The 19,253-nt window shown below is 67.1% G+C and carries 19 protein-coding genes, 1 tRNA gene and 1 pseudogene; 8 read left to right on the forward strand and 13 right to left on the reverse strand.

Annotated elements, in window-relative coordinates; all coding sequences use genetic code 11:
* Positions 1–180: 180 nt before the first annotated feature.
* From QSJ95_RS12480 to gacA, 4 genes are all read right to left on the reverse strand, one after another.
* Positions 181–256: transfer RNA gene (locus tag QSJ95_RS12480), tRNA-Gly, on the reverse strand.
* A 65-nt stretch (positions 257–321) separates the two neighbouring features.
* Positions 322–882 carry a CDP-diacylglycerol--glycerol-3-phosphate 3-phosphatidyltransferase gene (pgsA, locus tag QSJ95_RS12485; protein ID WP_009619678.1) on the reverse strand — a complete coding sequence of 187 codons (561 nt, stop codon included), beginning with the start codon at positions 880–882 and terminating at the stop codon, positions 322–324.
* A 34-nt stretch (positions 883–916) separates the two neighbouring features.
* Positions 917–2,743, reverse strand: coding sequence for an excinuclease ABC subunit UvrC (uvrC, locus tag QSJ95_RS12490; protein WP_061561395.1), 1,827 nt, complete (start codon positions 2,741–2,743; stop codon positions 917–919).
* Entirely contained in the window at positions 2,744–3,388 is a 645-nt protein-coding gene (gacA, locus tag QSJ95_RS12495) for a response regulator transcription factor GacA (RefSeq protein WP_009619673.1), read from the reverse strand.
* 538 nt (positions 3,389–3,926) lie between these two features.
* Here gacA and QSJ95_RS12500 point away from each other — a divergent pair.
* The 6 genes from QSJ95_RS12500 to QSJ95_RS12525 all read left to right on the forward strand — a co-directional run bounded on the left by QSJ95_RS12500 (position 3,927) and on the right by QSJ95_RS12525 (position 9,447).
* The gene (locus QSJ95_RS12500) at positions 3,927–4,595 is read left to right on the forward strand and encodes a GntR family transcriptional regulator (RefSeq protein WP_285642731.1); all 669 of its coding nucleotides are present in this window, start codon (positions 3,927–3,929) and stop codon (positions 4,593–4,595) included.
* A gap of 60 nt (positions 4,596–4,655) precedes the next feature.
* Complete coding sequence (locus QSJ95_RS12505) at positions 4,656–5,465, forward strand: ABC transporter substrate-binding protein (RefSeq protein WP_249919785.1); 810 nt, start codon at positions 4,656–4,658, stop codon at positions 5,463–5,465.
* Positions 5,466–5,481: 16 nt separating this feature from the next.
* Entirely contained in the window at positions 5,482–6,252 is a 771-nt protein-coding gene (locus QSJ95_RS12510; RefSeq protein WP_058489249.1) for an amino acid ABC transporter permease, read from the forward strand.
* Position 6,253: 1 nt separating this feature from the next.
* Entirely contained in the window at positions 6,254–7,033 is a 780-nt protein-coding gene (locus QSJ95_RS12515; protein ID WP_043318903.1) for an amino acid ABC transporter ATP-binding protein, read from the forward strand.
* Between the two features lie 16 nt (positions 7,034–7,049).
* On the forward strand, positions 7,050–8,666 hold the full coding sequence (locus tag QSJ95_RS12520) for a gamma-glutamyltransferase family protein (protein ID WP_285642738.1): 1,617 nt from the start codon (positions 7,050–7,052) through the stop codon (positions 8,664–8,666).
* 403 nt (positions 8,667–9,069) lie between these two features.
* The gene (locus QSJ95_RS12525; protein WP_009619666.1) at positions 9,070–9,447 is read left to right on the forward strand and encodes an NUDIX hydrolase; all 378 of its coding nucleotides are present in this window, start codon (positions 9,070–9,072) and stop codon (positions 9,445–9,447) included.
* Positions 9,448–9,465: 18 nt separating this feature from the next.
* Here QSJ95_RS12525 and QSJ95_RS12530 read toward each other — a convergent pair whose 3' ends face one another.
* The 7 genes from QSJ95_RS12530 to QSJ95_RS12560 all read right to left on the reverse strand — a co-directional run bounded on the left by QSJ95_RS12530 (position 9,466) and on the right by QSJ95_RS12560 (position 15,028).
* Positions 9,466–10,365, reverse strand: a complete 900-nt coding sequence (locus tag QSJ95_RS12530; RefSeq protein WP_009619665.1) for a SphA family protein — start codon at positions 10,363–10,365, stop codon at positions 9,466–9,468.
* A gap of 78 nt (positions 10,366–10,443) precedes the next feature.
* Positions 10,444–11,505: an NADH:ubiquinone reductase (Na(+)-transporting) subunit F gene (locus QSJ95_RS12535; protein ID WP_009619663.1), complete on the reverse strand. Its 1,062-nt coding sequence runs from the start codon at positions 11,503–11,505 to the stop codon at positions 10,444–10,446.
* A gap of 10 nt (positions 11,506–11,515) precedes the next feature.
* Positions 11,516–11,875 (reverse strand): phenol hydroxylase subunit P4, encoded by a 360-nt coding sequence (locus QSJ95_RS12540; protein WP_058489763.1) that lies wholly within the window; start codon positions 11,873–11,875, stop codon positions 11,516–11,518.
* Positions 11,876–11,931: 56 nt separating this feature from the next.
* Positions 11,932–13,431, reverse strand: coding sequence for an aromatic/alkene/methane monooxygenase hydroxylase/oxygenase subunit alpha (locus tag QSJ95_RS12545; RefSeq protein WP_009619659.1), 1,500 nt, complete (start codon positions 13,429–13,431; stop codon positions 11,932–11,934).
* 34 nt (positions 13,432–13,465) lie between these two features.
* Positions 13,466–13,735, reverse strand: coding sequence for an MmoB/DmpM family protein (locus QSJ95_RS12550; RefSeq protein WP_285642745.1), 270 nt, complete (start codon positions 13,733–13,735; stop codon positions 13,466–13,468).
* A complete protein-coding gene (locus QSJ95_RS12555) occupies positions 13,732–14,727 on the reverse strand; it encodes an aromatic/alkene monooxygenase hydroxylase subunit beta (RefSeq protein WP_009619655.1) in 996 nt (331 codons plus the stop codon). The genes QSJ95_RS12550 and QSJ95_RS12555 overlap by 4 nt, the downstream gene beginning before the upstream one ends.
* Before the next feature lie 49 nt (positions 14,728–14,776).
* On the reverse strand, positions 14,777–15,028 hold the full coding sequence (locus tag QSJ95_RS12560; RefSeq protein ID WP_009619653.1) for a phenol hydroxylase subunit: 252 nt from the start codon (positions 15,026–15,028) through the stop codon (positions 14,777–14,779).
* A gap of 383 nt (positions 15,029–15,411) precedes the next feature.
* Here QSJ95_RS12560 and QSJ95_RS12565 point away from each other — a divergent pair, with 383 nt between their 5' ends.
* Together QSJ95_RS12565 and catA are read left to right on the forward strand one after the other, a co-directional pair.
* On the forward strand, positions 15,412–17,109 hold the full coding sequence (locus QSJ95_RS12565) for a sigma-54-dependent Fis family transcriptional regulator (protein WP_285642748.1): 1,698 nt from the start codon (positions 15,412–15,414) through the stop codon (positions 17,107–17,109).
* A 170-nt stretch (positions 17,110–17,279) separates the two neighbouring features.
* Positions 17,280–18,203, forward strand: a complete 924-nt coding sequence (catA, locus tag QSJ95_RS12570; RefSeq protein ID WP_285642750.1) for a catechol 1,2-dioxygenase — start codon at positions 17,280–17,282, stop codon at positions 18,201–18,203.
* 245 nt (positions 18,204–18,448) lie between these two features.
* Here the strand turns inward: catA and QSJ95_RS12575 are convergent, their stop codons facing one another.
* Positions 18,449–18,886: a helix-turn-helix domain-containing protein gene (locus tag QSJ95_RS12575; protein ID WP_256204832.1), complete on the reverse strand. Its 438-nt coding sequence runs from the start codon at positions 18,884–18,886 to the stop codon at positions 18,449–18,451.
* Positions 18,866–19,210 (reverse strand): annotated as a pseudogene (locus QSJ95_RS12580) (AraC family transcriptional regulator ligand-binding domain-containing protein); the annotation flags it as partial. The pseudogene QSJ95_RS12580 and the gene QSJ95_RS12575, both read right to left, overlap by 21 nt.
* Positions 19,211–19,253: the final 43 nt, after the last annotated feature.

The following is a 19,253-nucleotide window of genomic DNA, read 5'->3' on the forward strand; positions in this document are numbered from 1 at the left end:
CCACGCTCCTCCAGCAAGAATCCGGAAAGCGCCCTCCCCCGAAAAGCCTGTACTTAAAAATGGACTTGAAAGTCCTGGCTGGGGGTGGATTCCAGTGGTCTTCGCTGGAACGAAAAAAGGACCTTTCGGTCCTTTTTTCAATGACTTACAGACTTCAGTGGATGTCTGTAGATCATAATCTGGAGCGGGAAACGAGACTCGAACTCGCGACCCCGACCTTGGCAAGGTCGTGCTCTACCAACTGAGCTATTCCCGCGTCGTGTTGACGGGCGCCATTCTATCTTTTTCTGGAGCCTCGTCAACCCTTTGATTCAAAAAAAGTTATTTCTCTTTCGGGGTGGTGCTCAGGTGCGGCCAGGCGGCCAGCAGGTAGTGCAGCATGGACCACAGCGTCAGGGCCGCGGCGACGATCAGCAGCCCGTAGCCCAGCAGCACCCAGAAGGTGAACACCGGGGCGTTGGCCAGCAGGATCACCAGCGCGGCCATCTGCGCGGCGGTCTTCCACTTGCCCAGGTTGGATACCGCGACGTGGGCGCGGGCGCCCAGTTCGGCCATCCATTCGCGCAGCGCCGAGACCACGATCTCGCGGCCGATGATGATCACCGCCGGCAGCGTCAGCCAGAGGTTGGCGTGCTCTTCCACCAGCAGCACCAACGCCACCGCCACCATCAGCTTGTCCGCCACCGGGTCGAGGAAGGCGCCGAAGGGCGTGCTCTGGCCCAGTTTGCGCGCCAGATACCCATCCAGCCAGTCGGTCGCTGCGGCCAGGGCGAATACCGCGCTGGAGGCCAGGTGGCTGCCCGGGAACGGCATGTAGAACAGCAGGATGAAGATCGGGATGAGCAGGACGCGTAGCAGTGTGAGCAGGTTCGGAATATTCATCGGGACCACTGGCCGGTGAGTTGAGCCCGGCATTCTACTCGCTGTGCAGGGCAGCATAAATCTGCTCGGCCAGCTTTTTGCTGATGCCCGGGGCCTTGGCGATCTCATCGATACTGGCGCGGCCCAGTTCCTGCAACCCACCGAAATGCTTGAGCAGCTCGCGGCGGCGCTTGGGCCCTACCCCCGGCACCTCTTCCAGGGTCGAGGTGCGCCGGGCCTTGCCGCGGCGGGCGCGGTGGCCGGTGATGGCGAAGCGGTGCGATTCGTCGCGGATCTGCTGGATCAGGTGCAGCGCCGGGGAATTCGCCGGCAGGGTGAATTCGTGCTCGGCATCGTTGAGGTAGAGGGTCTCCAGGCCCGGCTTGCGCGTCACGCCCTTGGCCACGCCGAGCAGGATCAGCCCGCTCACCGCCAGCTCCTGAAGCACTTCCCGGGCCATGGCCAGCTGGCCCTTGCCGCCGTCCACCAGGAGGATGTCGGGCATCTTGCCCTCCCCCTCCTTCAGGCGGCTGAAGCGCCGCGTCAGGGCCTGGTGCATGGCGGCGTAGTCGTCGCCGCCGGTGATGCCCTCGATGTTGAAGCGCCGGTAGTCGGACTTCAGCGGGCCCTCGGGACCGAACACCACGCAGGAGGCCACCGTGGCCTCGCCGCTGGAATGGCTGATGTCGAAGCACTCCAGGCGCTGCGGCGGCTCGTCCAGGTCCAGCGCCTCGGCCAGGGCCTCGAAGCGCGCGGCCACGTGCTGGCGGTTGGCCAGGCGCGCGGCCAGGGCCTGCTCGGCGTTGGTGATCGCCAATTGCTGCCAGCGCGCGCGGGTGCCGCGCACCCGGTGGCTGATCTCCAGTTCGCGGCCACGGGCGCTGGCGATGGCCTCGATCAGCACCGGGAAGTCCTCGTGCACGGCGTTGACGATCAGTTCCGCCGGCAGCTCGCGCTCGTGGTGGCTCAGGTAGTACTGGCCGAGGAAGGCCAGCAGCACCTCGTCGACCTCCTCTTCTATGCCCACCTGGGGGAAGAAGTTCTTGCTGCCCAGCACGCGCCCGCCGCGCACGCTGATCAGGTGCACGCAGGCGCCGCCGGGGTTGACCATGGCGGCGATGACGTCGACGTCGCCGTTGCCGCCCTCCATGCTCTGCTGGTCCTGCACGCGGCGCAGGATGGCCACCTGGTCGCGCAGCTCGGCGGCGCGCTCGAACTCCAGGCGCATGGCCGCTTGCTCCATGTCGGCGCTCAGCTCATCGGCCAGCTGGTTGCTGCGGCCTTCGAGGAACATCACCGAATGGCGCACGTCCTGGGCGTATTCCTCGGGGCCGACCAGACCGACGCAGGGCCCCTTGCAGCGCTTGATCTGGTACTGCAGGCAGGGCCGGGTGCGGTTGCGGAAGTAGCTGTCCTCGCATTGCCGCACCAGGAAGGCCTTCTGCAGCAGGGCCAGGCTCTCGCGGATGGCGCCGGCGCTCGGGTAGGGCCCGAAGTAGCGGCCCTTGGCCTTCTTGGCGCCTCGATGCAGGGCCAGGCGCGGGTATTCGTCCTCGCTCGACAGGTAGACGTAGGGGTAGGACTTGTCGTCGCGCAGGAGGATGTTGTACGGCGGCCGCCATTCCTTGATCAGCGTCTGCTCCAGCAGCAGCGCCTCGGTCTCGTTGGCGGTGATGGTGGTCTCGACCTGGGCGATGCGCGCCACCAGGGCGGCGGTCTTGGGCGCCAGGCCGGTCTTGCGGAAGTAGCTGGCCAGGCGCTTCTTGAGGTTCTTCGCCTTGCCGACGTAGAGCAGCTTGGCCTGCTCGTCGAACATCCGGTAGACACCGGGGCGGCCGCTGCAGGTGGCGAGGAAGGCCGCCGGATCGAACACCGCGCTCATCTAGTTGCTGGCATCCACCATGCCGTGGCGCACCGCCAGCAGCGCCAGCTCGACGTCGCTGGTGATGGAGAGCTTCTCGTAGATGCGGTAGCGGTAGGTGTTCACCGTCTTGGGCGACAGGCAGAGCTTGTCGGAGATGCTCTGCACCTTGTGGCAGTTGGCGATCATCAGGGCGATCTGGATTTCGCGCTCGGACAGCGAGTCGAACGGCGAACCGCCCTTCTCCGGCTCGAAGGACTTCAGCGCCAGGCTCTGGGCGATCTGCGGGCTGATGTAGCGCTGCCCGGCGAAGACCTGGCGGATGGCCTGGACCATTTCCTCCAGCGCCGCGCCCTTGGTCAAGTAACCGGAGGCGCCGGCCTGCATGAGGCGGGTGGGGAACGGGTCTTCCTCGCAGACGGTCACGGCCAGCACGCGCACGTCCGGCTGGCTGCGCATCAGCTTGCGGGTGGCCTCCAGGCCGCCGATGCCGGGCATCTTCACGTCCATCAGGACGACGTCGGGCTTGAGTTCCCGGGCCAGGCGCAGGGCGTCCTCGCCGGATTCGGCCTGGCCCACCACCTGCAGGCCCTCGATGTCGGCCAGCATGCGGGTAATTCCGGTGCGCACCAGATCGTGGTCATCGACCACCAGCACCTTGATCACACAGCACCTCATGCATAACTAGAGTGGAATCCGGCGCTGTGCGCGCCATCGAATCCGCGAACCTTAACAGAAAGCGATGCCCTGACCTAGCTTGGAACACAGCTGTCAAATTGCAAGCGCCAACGAACCAGCAAGCACCCCCGAAGCGCCCGCGCCAAGCTGACCAGGCGCCGAGCGAAGCGTCAAGGATGGGCATCACGACCATTCTTTCGGCTGAGACCGGTTGTCGCGGGGCGAAGCGGGGCTGACAGTGCCAACCCAGGCATCGACGCACGCCACCGCGGCCACGGCACATCCCCCGGCGCCGCCCTGACGGACGTCCGCCCGCGTTACAAAAGTGCCCGCCGTGCATCAACATGACGCACGACGAGCGCCGGACGTTACCGTTCGATGCCCATCCAGCCCCCCGCCGCCCGCCTCCATCCCAACCAAATCGCCAGCGAATCAACGGCTTGTGTCTCGATCACCGATCCTGGCACGGCATCTGCTTAATTGCATTCATGGATAATTGGATACAAAAATCCAAAAGGAGCGCGCCATGCGCCTGGTACCCAGCTACGACCGCCAACCCGTGACCGCCGAGGAAGAGGCCTACAGCTACCTGCTGGACGCCATCTGCAAGGGCCAGTACCGCACCGGCGACCGCCTGATCGCCGAAGACATCGCCAACGACATCGGCATGAGCCGCATGCCGGTGCGCGAAGCCTTCCGCCGCCTGGCCGCCGAGGGCCTGGTGACGCTGCGGCCGAACCGCGGCGCCATCGTCAGCGGGCTGAACATCGAGGAGATGCGCGAAGTCTTCGAGATGCGCAGCGCCCTGGAAGGCCTGGCCATCCGCCTCGCCGTGCCGAAGCTGGGCGAACGCCAGCTGGCGCGCCTGGAGCGGCTGCTCGACGAGATGGACGACTACCGCGACGACAGCGCCGAGTGGGTCAGCCGCCACCGCGTCTTCCACGAATACCTCTGCAGCCTCGCCGAGCGACCGCGCCTGCTGCGCCAGATCAACGCCCTGTACTCGGTGATCGAGCCGCACATGCGCCTGTGGCTGCAGCACGTCGACAAGCCGATGAGCGCCCGCGAGGAGCACGCGGTGATCCTCGACGCGCTGCGCAGCGGCGACGCCCGCGAAGCCGAGCGGGTGCTCTGCGAGCACATCGAGGGCACGGTGCCCTCGCTGCTGAAGTTCCTCGAAGCAAAGGGCGCCTGAGACCCACGCTTCGCCTGTCCCGTTGAACTGCCCCGGCAACCTCGCCCACTGGAGCTGAACATGTTCGTACGCAGGATCCCGCAGTGCCTTCTCGCCCTCTGCCTGGCCGCCCCGCTGGCGCACGCCGACGCGGTGAAAATCCCCGACCGCCTGAAAACCGCCGACAAGGTGGTGTTCTGCGGCGGCATGGACTCCCCGCCCATGGGCTTCTACGACGCCTCGCAGAAACTCACCGGGGTCACCGTCGACCTCGGCGAAGCCATCGCCAAGCGCCTGGGCGACAAGAAGATCGAATGGCGGGTGACGCCCTTCTCCGGGCTGATCCCGGCGCTGCTGGCCCGGCAGTGCGACATGCTGGTGGACCAGCTGTTCGACAAGCCCGAGCGGCGCGAAGTGATCGACATGGTCAACTACATGTACTCCAGCCAGGCCGTGGTGGTGGCCAAGGGCAACCCCAAGGGCATCCACACCCTCGACGACCTGTCCGGGAAGAAGGTGGCGGTGCTCAACGGCTCGACCATCCGCACCCTGCTCGACGCCCACAACGAGAAGCTGAAGCAGGCCGGCAAGGCGCCGATGAAAGTCGTCGTCTACAACACCGACACCGACGCCTTCCAGGCCCTGCGCATCCAGCAGGCCGACGCCTACGGCACCACCGTGGAAACCGCCGGCTACTACCAGGGCATGGCCCCGGACCTGTTCGAGATCGGCGTGCCGGCCTTCGCCCGCATCCTCACCGGCCTGGGCATCCGCAAGGAAGACAAGCAGCTCAGCGCGGCGGTGCAGCAGATCATCCAGGACATGCAGGCCGACGGCAGCTACCAGGCGCTGCTCGCCAAGTGGCACATCGAAGGCGACAAGCTCGACTGAGCCGAGGTGACCGACCATGAACTTCAGTTGGGACGTGTTCTGGCAATACCTGCTCAAGCCGAGCGACATCTATCTGTACGGGCTCTGGCTGACCTGCGTGATCGCCGTCAGCGCCATGCTCCTGGGCTGCGTGCTCGGGCTGCTGGCGGCGCTGATGCGGCTGTCGTCCAACCCGCTGCTGCAATACCCGGTGCGCTTCTACGTGTGGCTGATGCGCGGCACCCCGCTGCTGGTGCAGATCGTCTTCCTCTACACGGCGCTGGCCGCCGGCGGGGTGTTCCGCTTCGAGGACCTGGACCTGGGGCTGTTCGTCCTGCCCGGCAACATCCAGGCGGCGATCATCGCCCTGGGCCTCAACGAGGGCGCCTACATGGCCGAGATCATCCGCGCCGGCATCGGCGCGGTGGACAAGGGCCAGTACGAGGCCGGCAAGTCCCTGGGCATGACCTTCGCCAAGCTGATGCGGCGCATCGTCCTGCCCCAGGCCTTCCGCGTCATCGTCCCGCCGCTGGGCAACGAGTTCAACGTGATGCTGAAGAACACCACCCTGGTCAGCGTGATCGGCGTGCAGGAACTGCTGCTGAGCACCCAGATGGTCACCTCGGCGACCTTCCGCGTGTTCGAGCTGTACCTGGTGGTGGCCATCTACTTCCTGCTGCTGACCACCCTCTGGGGCTTCTTCCAGCGCTGGCTGGAAAAACGCTTCGGCAAGTCCGAAGGCAACGCCCCGGCGGCGCCGAGCCGGATGTTCGGCCAGCAGGCCATGAAACTGCTGAGGGGGCGCTGAGATGATCCCAACCGCGAAAGACGTGGTGATCCAGGCCCGCGACGTGCACAAGGCCTTCGGCGAGCTGGAGATCCTCAAGGGCGTGTCCCTGGACGTGCACCGCGGCGAGGTGGTGGTGCTGATCGGCGCCTCCGGCTCGGGCAAGACCACCTTCATCCGCTGCATTAACCACCTGGAAGACATCCAGGGCGGCAGCATCCGCGTCAACGGCGCGCTGATGGGCTACCGCGAGCGCGCCGACGGCAAACTGGTGCGCGACTCGGAAAGCAACATCGCCCGCCGCCGCCGCGACATCGGCATGGTGTTCCAGCGCTTCAACCTGTTCCCGCACATGACGGTGCTGGAGAACATCATCGAGGCGCCGGTGCAGGTGCTCGGCGTGCCCCGCGGCGAAGCCCTCGAACAGGCGCGCCGCCTGCTCGCCCGGGTGCGCCTGGCGGACAAGGCCGAGCACTACCCGGCGCAGCTCTCCGGCGGCCAGCAGCAGCGCGTGGCCATCGCCCGCGCCCTGGCGATGAAGCCCCAGGCGATGCTCTTCGACGAACCCACCAGCGCGCTGGACCCGGAAACCGTGGGCGAAGTGCTGCAGGTGATGAAGGAGCTGGCCGAGGAAGGCATGACCATGGTGGTGGTGACCCACGAGATGGGCTTCGCCCGCGAAGTGGCCGACCGCGTGGTGGTGCTGCACCAGGGTGAGCTCATCGAAGAAGGCCCGCCGGCCCAGGTGTTCGGCAACCCCCATCACCCGCGCACGCGGGAATTCCTCAGCCGCGTACTCTGATTCAAGGACGCCCTCCATGCTGCGTTTCTCCGCCCACGAATACCCCTACGCCTCCCAGCGCCAGAGCGTCTTCGCCCGCAACGGCATGGTCGCCGCCTCGCAGCCGCTGGCCGCCGAGGCCGGCATCGCCATGCTGCGCGCCGGCGGCAACGCCATCGACGCGGCCATCGCCACCGCGGCGGCGCTGACGGTGGTCGAGCCCACCGGCTGCGCCATCGGCGGCGACGCCTTCGCCCTGGTCTGGGTCAAGGACCAGCTGCACGGCCTGGACGCCAGCGGCCACGCGCCGGCCTCGCTGTCCATCGATGCAGTGAAGGCCGCCGGCCACGGGAAGATGCCGGTGCACGGCTGGCTGCCGGTCACGGTGCCGGGCATACCCTCGGCCTGGGCCGAGCTGTCCGCGCGCTTCGGCAAGCTGCCCTTCGCCGATTTGCTGCAACCGGCCATCGCCCTGGCCCGTGACGGCTTCCCGGTGTCGCCGGTGGTGGCCCACCAGTGGGAAATCGCCCGCCGCGAATACCAGGCCAGCCGCGCCGCTGAACCGGTGCTGCAAGCCTGGTTCGACACCTTCACCCTCGACGGCGAAGCGCCGCGCGCCGGCCAACTGTTCCGCAACCCGGCCCAGGCGCGGACCCTGGCCGAACTGGCCGAGACGAAGTGCGAGAGCTTCTACCGCGGCGCCATCGCCCAGCGCCTGGCCGCGCACTCCGCGGCCAGCGGCGGCCACCTGGGCGCGGCGGACCTGGCCGGCTACCGGCCGAAATGGGTCGAGCCGATCAAGGCCAACTACCGCGGCTACGACGTCTGGGAAATCCCGCCCAGCGGCCAGGGTCTGATCGCCCTGATGACGCTGAACATCCTCCAGGGCTTCGACTTCGACCAGCGCGACAGCCAACTCACCTGGCACCGCCAGCTGGAAGCGATGAAGAAGGCCTACGCCGACGGCCTGCACTACATCACCGACCCCGAGCACATGCGCGTGGCCGCCAGCGCCCTGCTGAGCGAAGACTACGCCGCGCGCCGCCGCGCCGAGATCGGCGAGCGCGCCCAGGCGCCGCAACACGGCGACCCGCACGCCAGCGGCACCGTGTACATCGCCACCGCCGACGGCGAAGGCAACATGGTCTCCTTCATCCAGAGCGCCTACCACGGCTTCGGCTCCGGCGTGGTGCTGCCCGACAGCGGCATCGCCCTGCAGAACCGCGGCTCGGAATTCAGCCTCGACCCCGGCCACGCCAACGCCCTGGCCCCGGGCAAGCAGACCTTCCACACCATCATCCCCGGCTTCCTCAGCAAGGACGGCGTGGCGGTCGGCCCCTTCGGCGTGATGGGCGGCTACATGCAGCCCCAGGGCCACGTGCAAGTGGTGATGAACCTGGTGGACTTCGGCCTCAACCCGCAAGCCGCGCTGGACGCCCCACGCTGGCAGTGGTTGGGCGGGATGAAGGTGGGCATAGAACAGGGCGCCCCGCGCGACCTCGCCTTCGCCCTGGCCCGCCGCGGCCACGAGGTGGAAGTGGCCTGCGACCTGACCGACTACGGCCGCGGCCAGATCATCGTCCGCGACCCGCAGACCGGCGTGCTCTGCGGCGGCACCGAACCGCGGGCGGATTCGCATATCGCGGTGTGCTGATCGCGGACGGAGTCCGCTCCTACGCGCCATGCCATTCCCATGTAAGCGGATTTATCCGCGATTTCGCCGGCAAGGCCGGCGCTCGGTCATTCCCGTAGGATGGGTTGAGCGAAGCGATACCCATCACCGGGACCGCATGGGTTTCGCAAGCTCAACCCATCCTACGAAAGGCACCTCGGCGCAAGCCGGAACACCGCGCCCCAAAACCGCCCATCCCCCGCCGACCGATCAGAAATTTCCATTGCCCGAATCAGCGGTTTCAAATGGAACGCTGCCTTCCCCCCTGCGTATCCTGCGCGCCGCGCCGGCTGGCGCCGTTCTTGCTTATTTTTTTGTGACAAATTCATGACAAGCGTTGTCTGCTATTACAGATGTATGTGGCAAGCAGTATCAGGGGGTGCCCATGGGTAGTGCGATCAAGGAACGGGCGACAGTGATCTGCCGTCAGGACGACAAGATCCTTTTCGTGCGCAAGGCCCGGCGCAAATGGAACCTGCCCGGCGGCCGCATCGAGGCCAACGAGGCCCCGCGCCAGGCGGCCCAGCGCGAGCTGGCCGAAGAAACCGGCCTGCAGGTGGAGGCCATGGCCTACCTCGCTCCGCTGGAGCTGTACCAGACCCTCCACTATGTGTTCGAAACGGCCCTGCCCGAGCCGCAGAACCCCCAGCCGCAGAACGAAATCGCCGACTGCCGCTGGTTCTCCCTGGACGAACTGGCCAAGCGCAACGTCAACAAGGCCATCAAGCGCCTGCTCAAGGACTGCCAGCGCCCGCCGCAGTGAGGCGGCGGGCCCCTCCGCTCAGAATGGCAGCGTCAGTTTCAGCCAATAGGCGTCACCCTGGGCGCGGTTGCGCACGTCGGTTTCCTTCGACCACTTGGCGGTGACGAACCAGCCGTCCTTGCCGCTGTACTTCAGCGACGGGCCGATGGCGAAGCTGCGGCCCTTGTTGTCCTCGATGCGCTCGCCGTCCTGGCGGTCATCGGTGGTCTGCCGGTAATAGTAGCCGCCCACCCCGGCCACCCAGCCGTTGCCGAAGCCCCAGCCCACCGCGTAGTCGACGTGGAATTCCTGCCCGGAGCGGTAGTCGGTGTCGGGGTTCTTGCGGTTAAAGTCGTACATCACCTTGGCATCCAGGTTCGGCCCGTTCGGGTCGACGTAGCTCATCGCGTACACCGGCTCGAACACCCAGTAATTGCGCCCGGGGTTGGCCAGGTCGTCCTTATCGTAGCGGCCGGTGGGGGCGATCATGTCGAAGGCCAGGATGCTGTGTAACTTCTCGCTGTGATGGAAGCCCAGCGCCGGGCCGAAGATCATGTCGCCCAGGCCGCGGTTGTGCTGCGACTGGCCGTTGAGGTCGACCTTCAGGTCCACCAGCGGGACTATCGCGTGCAGCGCGAAGCTGCCGCCGAGCAAGCTGTAGTCGCTCACCCAGATCAGCCGGGGAACGATGGCGTTGGCGCGCACGCGGAAGTCCACCGGCAGCTTGCGGCCGTCGTTGCCACGAAGGTTGTCGGCCTCGTAGTGGTTGACGAACAGTTGGCCGTAGAAGCCCGGCGGCGGCATGGCGCCGGACATGTAATTCTCCGCGCCCAACGGGTAGGAAGTACCGCCACCCTCGGTGGCGCGGGACAGGTTGGCGACGCCGAACAGCAGGGCGCAGGCGGCGAAGCGGAGCAGGTACGCAAGGGGCTTTTTCATCGGGGCAACCTTTGTTGTTGTTATCGGTCGGGCGCACCCCGGCCCCCGCGCAGGAGCGAGGTGCCGGGCAGCAAGGTTTCAGATGCGCTTGAACAGGGCCGAGCGCTGGCCCTCGGCGGCACCGTCGGCGGCGCTGTAGAAACGCTCCATGAAGATGTCGCGCTCGAACAGTCGGCCCTGCATCAGACAGGTGATGGCCGCGTCGATCATCGGCGGCGGGCCGCACAGGTAGGCCTTGTGGCCGCCGAAGCGACCATCGAAGTGCTTCTTCGCCGCGTCGTGGACGTAGCCGCGAAAGCCGCTCCACTGGCCGTCCTCGGCGGCCTGGCTGAGCGCCGGCACATAGGTGAAGTTGGCGTATCGCGTGGCCAGTTCCTCGAACAGCTCGCGGTTGTACAGCTCGGCGCGGGTGCGCGCGCCCTGGAACAGGGTGATGCGCCGGGCATCGCCCTGCTCCAGCAGGTCGAGGATCATCGATTGCGGGCTGGACAGTCCCGAGCCGCCGGCGATGAAGATCAGGTCGCCGGCCTGGGAGCCGCGCACGAAGAACTGCCCGTAGGGACCGGAGACTTCCACCGCGTCGCCCTCGCGCAGGCCGTCGTGGATGAAGCCGGTGGCGGCGCCGCCCTCGACCAGGCGCACATGCAGCTCGACCTCATCGGGGCGGCTCGGCGGATTGGCCAGGGAAAAGGCACGGGTGCCCTCAATGCCCGGCAGTTGCAGGTTGACGTACTGCCCAGCCTGGAAGGCCATGGGCCGGTCCAGCTTCAGGTGCACGCCCTTGATGGTCGGCGACAGGTCCACCAGGCGGCTGACCACCGCGTGGTAGTCGCGCACCGGGTGGCCGGCAAAGTCGGGGTCGACGTCGATGTCGGCCTCGATCACCAAGTCGCTCTGCGGAATGGCGCAGCAGGCCAGGACCTTGCCCTCGTCGCGCTCCATGTCCATCAGCGCGAAGGACGAGGCGGCGCCCAGGTCCACCTCGCCTTCCAGTACCTGGCATTTGCAGGTGGCGCAGGTGCCATGGCCGCAGGCGAAGGGCAGCCACACGCCCTGGCGCAGGGCGGCCTGGAGGATGGTCTGGCCCTCCTCCACCTCGATCTGCTCGCCGGTGGGTTCGATGGTCACTTGATAGCTCATGGCGGCGCCCTCAGTTACGGCTGCCGCCCAGGCCTTCCAGGCCCGGGGTATGCAGGTGCAGCAGGCTCTTGTGGCCCACGCCGTTGGCGGCCAGGCCGCGGGCCGGGTCGGGTGCGAAAGGCGCATCGTCCAGGCGCCACTGGGCGGCGGCGAAGTCCACCCGGGCGGCGTCCGGATGCAGGGCGATGGCCGGCTTGACCACCTGCTCGACGAACTCGGCGAAGGGCTGCGCCGGGTCCACCGGCAGGGTGAAGGGCGCGCAGAACAGCAGGTGGTGCTCCCAGCACAGGTAGACCAGTTGGGCGCCGTGGAAATTGGCCTGGCGGTCCAGGGGCTCGGAGATATAGGTGCCGATGGCGGTCACGGACATGGTGGTGTTCCTCTTGTTCTTGTCGAGGGGCGCGGCGGGCGCGCCCGCCTTGTGCTTCAACCGGCTTTCTGCGCCTGCCAGCGCTGTTGCTCGGGGGAGCCCTGGTACTCGAAGTTGTCCTGCCCGGGGGCGATGTTGTAGTAGTCGCGCACCACCGCCTCGACGTCGCCGCCGCCGCAGTTGCCCTGGAGAATCTGGTGCACCGGCAGCCAGGCCTGCACGTACTTCTCCGGTTCATGGGCGAAGATGTCGCAGCAGCCGTCGGAGCAGAAGTGATAGCGCTCGCCCCCGTGCACCAGGCTGCGGTGGCTCAGGCGCGTGGCGTCGTCCGGCTCGGTGAAGGCCAGGGGGATCTGGCAGATCTGGCAGAGCATCGGCAGCGTCGGGTTGTAGAAGCGCTCGCCGCGCGCCTGCAGTTCGCGCCAGTGCTCGTAGCGCGGCCGGTAGTACTTGTCGAAGGTCTCCGGGTACTTGGCCGAGAGCCAGTCCAGCTCCTCGTCGGTGGGTATCCAGGTGTGGAAGTTGGTGGCCTGGCTGTACTGGTAGAAGATCGACCAGGCCTGGTGGCTGATGTGCTCCTTGCCGATGGCGGTCTGCTCGACGTATTTGGGCGGGCGGATGCCATAGCGTTCCAGGTCCTTGAACAGCGCGCCGCCGGCCTGCTCGAAGTACACCTCCCAGGCCTCGGCCCAGGACATGACTTTGTTCGGCAGCATGTAGTCCATCATCATCCCGACCAGGGTCAGCAGGCGGTAGCCGCGCCAGAACCACTTGTCGATCCAGCGCTGGACGATGGGTACGTTGTCCTCGTGCTGCTCCAGCAGGAACTTGATCACCTCCAGGCCCAGGGTCATGTGCCGCGCCTCGTCGGACTGCGCCGAGAAGCCGAAGGTGACCGTGGCCATGTCGCCGTTGTAGGCGGCGCCGGACATGAAGGGCACGAACAGCAGGTTGGTCAGCACGTACTCGAAGGAGAACGAGATGGCCGTGAGGAACTCGAACGGGCCGGCGGTGCGGGCGTCCTCGAAGAACGACTTGGGCACTGAGAGGAACCACACGCGGTCGTGCATGTGGGCGAAGTCGTGCAGGCCGTTGAAGTGCTTGTTGTAGTGGCTCATCGCGTGCACCTGGGTCTGCACGTGGCGCAACTCGTCGATCGCCTGCATCTGGCAGGCGACCCGCGCCCCTGCCCCGCCGAAGTGCCGGCCGACCCGCGCGAAGCCCTGGTAGGCCTGGTATTCCAGGGGCGTGACGCCGCACAGGAACAGCTTCAGGGCGTTGACGTAGCGGGCGTCGGAGATGTTCTGGTGGCCGTTGTTCTGGGCGAAGGCGTCGAAGATGGCGTAGAGCTTCTTCTCCTTCTCGGCCTGGTACTTCCAGTAGGCGTCCATGGTCAGGCGGAAGGGGTCCTCCCACTTGTCCCAGTCGGTGATCTTGATGCCCTCGAAGCGCTCGTAGGGGTAGATGTCTTCCTTGCGCTGGTAGCTCGGCTCCCAGCCCAGGTCGCGGGTCAGGCAGCGGTACTTGTCTTTCTGGTTCAGGCGTTTGGCGGCCATGGCGGCTCTCTCCGGATTCTTGTCGTTGTGCGGATCAGTTCCAGTGCAGGGCGAAGCGGTCCTCGTCCTCCTCGACGTTGCCACCGAGGGTGATCACGTCGATCAGCATTTCCTGCACGTCCCACTCGCGGCCGAGCCTCTCCTCCACCGTGGCGCGGTGGATGTCCAGGCGGCCTTCGGCCTGCACGCGGATCATCGCCGGCTGGTGCTGGACCTCGGCGTGGGGGTTGTCCTGGACGATGGCTTCGACGATGTAGCGGGCGGCGTCGTTGTCCTGGAAGGCGATGTAGACGAGGGAAGTCATGCTGCTGCTCCACTGAGGCCGAGTTTCTTCAGGCGTGCGCCGAAGGCGCCGTCGACGGCGTCCAGCGCCTCGTGGCCGGGGCCGATCTCGGCCAGCGGCGCCAGGGCCTGCAAGGCGCGCTCGCGCCAGTGGGCGACCCAGCCCTCGACCAGCGCGCGATTGGCGTCGCTCTCGGCGACCACCGTCTTCACCAGCGCGTCGACCCAGCGCTGGCTCTCGGCGAACCACAGGCGCATGAACTCGGTGAGCATGCCCACCTGTCCCGCCCCGGCGGCCACCAGTTGGGCGTCGAAACGCTCGAACAGCAGCGGATACAGCAGGCCGTCGCTGACCAGGTTCTGCGCCAGGCTCAACTCGAACCAATCGCGTACCACCAGCGTGTCCTCCACGTAGCGGCGCAGGCCCTGCCAGGCCGGCTCGTCCAGCCAGCACCGCTTGGCCTCGGCCAGCAGCGCCAGGCCGTCGTCCTCCAGCAGCAGGCCGATACGCGACAGGTACTGGGCGATAGCCAGGCGGTCCATGGCCTGGAACATGTGCATCTGGGTGACGCTGGTGCCAAAGGCGTCGGCGGCAATGCCGCTGTTGTTCATGTTCGCGCCCAGTTCGGCGTGGCGCAGCGGCAGCAGAAGCTGGGCGATCAGCGCACGCTTTTCCCCGGGCAGCTGGGCCAGCAGTTCGCGCTTCTCGCAGAAGGCAAAGTCGTGCTCGGCGTTCTCCTGCATCCGCGCCCGGGCCTGCACGTAGGCGCCGTAGTAGTACTGGCGCGGGTCACTGACGGCGTACCAGTCGGCCATGCGCACGGCAGTGCGGGTGGGGTCGTTGAGCAGCTTGTCCGGCTGCCACAGCGGGCGGTAGTGGAAGTTGGTCGCCGCCTCGATGTCGAAGCTGGCCTCCTGGTAGCGGCTGGCCGGCTTGTCGCCGAAGCGCCGGCGGGTGTGGCTGAAGGTCTGGCGGATGGGCTCCACCGTGGCCGTCTTGATCTCGATGCTCATGCAAGGCGTCCCGTAGTTGTTGTTGTGGGGCGACGCAACGGAAGGCGCGTCAGTCGTCCTGGCCACGGCTTTCGCCGTAGCGCCATTTCTGCATGTCGGCGTCGATGGCGGCGGCCATCTGCGCGTCCATGTGATGCACCCGGTTGCTCCGGCAGAAGCTGGCGAAGGCCGCACGCGGCAACACCAGCTCGACGAAGAGGTCCGGGTAGCCGATGGCGAAGTCGAACTCGACGAAGGCCGCGTCCGGCTCGCTGCGAACCCGCACGTAGCGGGGCATCTGGTCGAAGGGGGTGGCGTTCATGCTCGGGCTCCGGTGGCGTCGAAGGGGCTTGAGCAACGCCTGTGCCAGGACCGTGGAAGGCGCTCGAAAATAAATTTAACCAACTGAAACAAAAGGTTTTTTTAGAAATATCGCGACTTGCGAAGAGGCCCGCCGAAGGGTTGCAGCCTGGCCCGGACGGCTACTGCGATTGATCATTTGCTCAAGCCGGCGGGGACCACTGCAGCAAATGGCGAAGGCCGGGGCCGGATTGACTTTTCCCGCCCCTTCAGGCGATTTGGAAAAAGAGCGACGCCCCTCCGCCTTGCCTGAACCGCGGCGGCGTCGCCGGCGCGAGCCACCCCGCCACAGCCTGGGCGGGACGCGCCACCACCCCGTACAACGACAATTCAGGGGCGCGATCGATGATTACCCAATACAAGGCGCCGGACCCCGCTCCGGCGCTCAAGGACCTTACCGAGCGGGTCCGCTTCCTCAGCACCGAGGGCAAGGTCTGGCTGGACGAACAGCGCATGTTGCTGGTCCAGGCAGCGATGATGGCCAGCATGCGCCGCGAGCTGATCGAGATGCTCGGTGTGGAGCGGGCCAAGGGCTTCTTCCTGCGCATGGGCTACCAGTCCGGGCTGAAGGACGCCGAGCTGGCGCGCAAGCTGCGCCCGCAGGGCAACCCGGTGGAGATGTTCTTCATCGGCCCGCAGCTGCATTCGCTCAAGGGCATGGTCAAGGTGCGCCCGCTGCAGCTGGAAATCGACCTGGACAGCGGCCACTTCTACGCCGACATCGAATGGCAGGACAGCTTCGAGGTGGAGAACTGCCAGGCCGAGAACCTGCACTCCGAGCAACCGGTGTGCTGGATGCTGCTGGGCTACGCGATCAGCTACAGCTCGTTCTTCCTCGGCCGCCAGGTGCTCTACAAGGAAGTCAGCTGCCGTGGCTGCGGCGGTGCGCAGTGCCGCATCGTCGGCAAGCCGGTGGAGCAATGGGAAGACGCCAACGACTTCCTGCGCTACTTCCAGAGCGACCCCATCATCGACGAACTGCAGGCCCTGCAGGTGCAGGTGGCGAACATGCGCCAGCGCCTGCAACTGCAGGCCGGGCAGTTCTACGGCATCGGCCAGGCCCCGGCCTACAAGCGTTGCTGCGCGCTGATCGACAAGGTTGCCCCCGGCAAGGCCTCGGTGCTGCTGCTGGGCGAGACCGGCACCGGCAAGGAAGTCATCGCCCGTAGCCTGCACCTGCGCAGCGAACGCGCCGGCAGCCCCTTCGTGGCGCTGAACTGCGCGACCATCCCACCGGACCTGATCGAGGCCGAGCTGTTCGGCGTCGAGAAAGGCGCCTACACCGGCGCCCAGCAGTCGCGCATGGGCCGCTTCGAGCGGGCCAACGGCGGCACCCTGTTCCTCGACGAGATCGTCGAGCTGACCCCGCGCGCCCAGGCCAGCCTGCTGCGGGTGCTGCAGGAAGAGGAACTGGAGCGCGTCGGCGACAGCCGCACGCGCCAGGTGGACGTGCGCGTCATCGCCGCCACCCACGAGGACCTGGAGCAGGCGGTGAAGCAAGGCCGCTTCCGCGCCGACCTGTTCTACCGGCTGAACGTGTTCCCGGTGCGCATCCCCGCCCTGCGCGAGCGCCGCGAAGACATCCCGCTGCTGATCGAGCACTTCCTCGCGCGCCTGCACGAAAGCTACGGCAAGAAGACCCTCGGCCTCAGCGACCGCGCCCTGCAGGCCTGCCTGCAGTACGACTGGCCGGGCAACGTGCGCGAGCTGGAGAACCTCATGGAGCGCGGCGTGATCATCACCGACGAGAACCAGAGCATCGGCCTGGACGCCCTCTTCCCCCACGCCCCGCCGGAAGCCGAGAGCATCGGCCTGGCCAGCGACGGGCGCCTGGTGGCCAGCGCCGGGCAGGCGCCGTGGGTCGGGCAGATCATCGACAGCGGCATCGGCCTCGACGCGCTGGAGGAAGCACTGATGCAGGAAGCCATGGCCCGCAGCCAGCAGAATGTCTCCGAGGCCGCTCGCCTGCTGGGCATGACCCGCCCGGCGCTGGCCTACCGGCTGAAGAAGTCGCCGGGCGAAGGCGCCCCCGGGCGGGCTTGAGCATTTGGACGAAGGCCGGCCGGGCACTTCACCAAATGCTCGACCGGCCTGCCCCTTTCGCCGTCCAGAAAAAACAGAACTCCTTTTATATCAACAAGTTGAAAGATTGGCACCGTCTTTGCTCAGCCACCTTCGCGGTACCTGACGACAAGACCAACAAGGTGAACCCCATGACCGTGAAGATTTCCCGGACTGCCGAAATCCAGACCTTCTTCGAAGAGGCCGCCGGCCTGCGCAACGAACAGGGCAACCCACGCCTGAAACAAATCGTGCTGCGCATCCTGCAGGACACCGCCAGGCTCGTCGAAGACCTGGAAATCACCGACGACGAATTCTGGACCGCCGTCGACTACCTCAACCGCCTGGGCAACCGCGGCGAAGCCGGCCTGCTGGTGGCGGGCCTTGGCATCGAGCATTTCCTCGACCTGCTCAGCGATGCCCGCGACGCCGAAGCCGGCAGGACCGGCGGTACCCCGCGCACCATCGAGGGCCCGCTGTACGTGGCCGGCGCCCCGCTCAGCGAAGGCGAGGCGCGCATGGACGACGGCAGCGACGCCGGCATCCCGATGTTCCTGGCCGGCCGCGTGCTGGACCTGCGCGGCCAGCCCATCGCCGGCGCCACCGTCGACATGTGGCACGCCAACACCAAGGGCCTTTACTCCTACTTCGACCCGAGCCAGGCCGAGTACAACCTGCGCCGGCGTATCCGCACCGACGCCGAGGGTCGCTACCGCGCCCGCAGCATCGTGCCCAGCGGCTACGGCTGCCCGGCCGACGGCCCGACCCAGCAATGCCTGGACCAGCTCGGCCGCCACGGCCAGCGCCCGGCGCACATCCACTTCTTCATCTCGGCGCCCGGCCATCGCCACCTGACCACCCAGATCAACCTGGCCGGCGACCGGTACCTGTGGGACGACTTCGCCTACGCCACCCGCGACGGGCTGATCGGCGAGGTCAACTTCGTCGAGAATGCCCACGGCATCGCAGGCCGTTGCGCCGAGGTCGTCTTCGACTTCCAGTTGCAGCCCGCCAGCGAAGCCACCGATGAGCGACGCAGCCAACGCCCACGCGCCCTGCAGGTCCAGGGCGCGTAGGGCTCCTTCGTACCCATTGCCGGGCAAGGCACGGCGCGCACCTTGAGGTACGGCATTTCCCGGAGGGACAACTGCCGACAGCGCCGAGGCGCCCATCGCCCCTGCCCGACCGGGCACCGGCCGTCCCACCCGCACCGTGCCCCTGCAGGAGCGAGCCCTGCGTGCGAAATCGCGGGCAGGCCCCGCTACAGGTAGCTGGGATGTATTGAGCAACGGTCTTGCCGGCCGCGCCGGGGTGCTCGCTCCTACGAGAAGCCGTCCGGCTGCAGCCCACGGATCGCGCTGGGCACCAACCCCGTCCAGCGCTTGAACGAGCGGCGGAAGTTGGTAGTGTCGGTGAAGCGCAGGTACTGCGCCACCTCGTCGTTGCCGTAGCCGCGTGACCAGTACAGGTACAGGGCGACGTGCTTGCGCACTTCGTCGTGCAGGGCCTGGAAGTGCGTGTGGTGCTTCTGCAGCTTGCGCTTGCAGGTCGCCGGGCTCATGCCCAGGCGTGCGGCCAGTTGCTCCAGGCTCAGCGGGTCGTGGGCCTCGCGTTGCAGCAGGCGGTACAGGTGTTCGAGGAAGCCCTCGCGCAGACCCAGCGCCTGGCGTTCGCGCTGGGCGTCGCGCCGGGCCGCCTGGCCGGCGGTGGCGGCGGCCCGTGGCCAGGGTTTCACCAGGTATTCGCGGGGGATCAGCATGGCGTCCACGTGGCTGTCGAACTGCAGTTGCAGGCCCAGGTGCGCCTGGTACTGCTCCAGGTAGCCCGGCTGGGCATGGGCGAACAGGTAGCGCCAGGGCAGGTGCTCGCCGGCCAGCCAGCGGCACAGCGCGGTGACGGCCGTCATGCTGCTCTCCACCAGGAAGCGCCGGGTGCCGCCCAGGCCGCAGGCGTCCACCCAGTACAGGCAGGCGTAGCGCTCCTCCAGCAGCAGGCGCGGCGCCAGCAGCGGGCAGAAGCGCGCGCGGTGCTGCAGCAGCAGGTCCAGCGCCTCCTGCAGGTTGCCGGCCAGGGCCAGGGCGCTGCTCGCCGCACCTCTGCCAACCCTAACTCCGCACCCCCTCCCT

Origin of the sequence: Pseudomonas sp. NBRC 100443 (assembly GCF_030268185.1) — a bacterium.
Taxonomy (GTDB): domain Bacteria; phylum Pseudomonadota; class Gammaproteobacteria; order Pseudomonadales; family Pseudomonadaceae; genus Pseudomonas; species Pseudomonas citronellolis.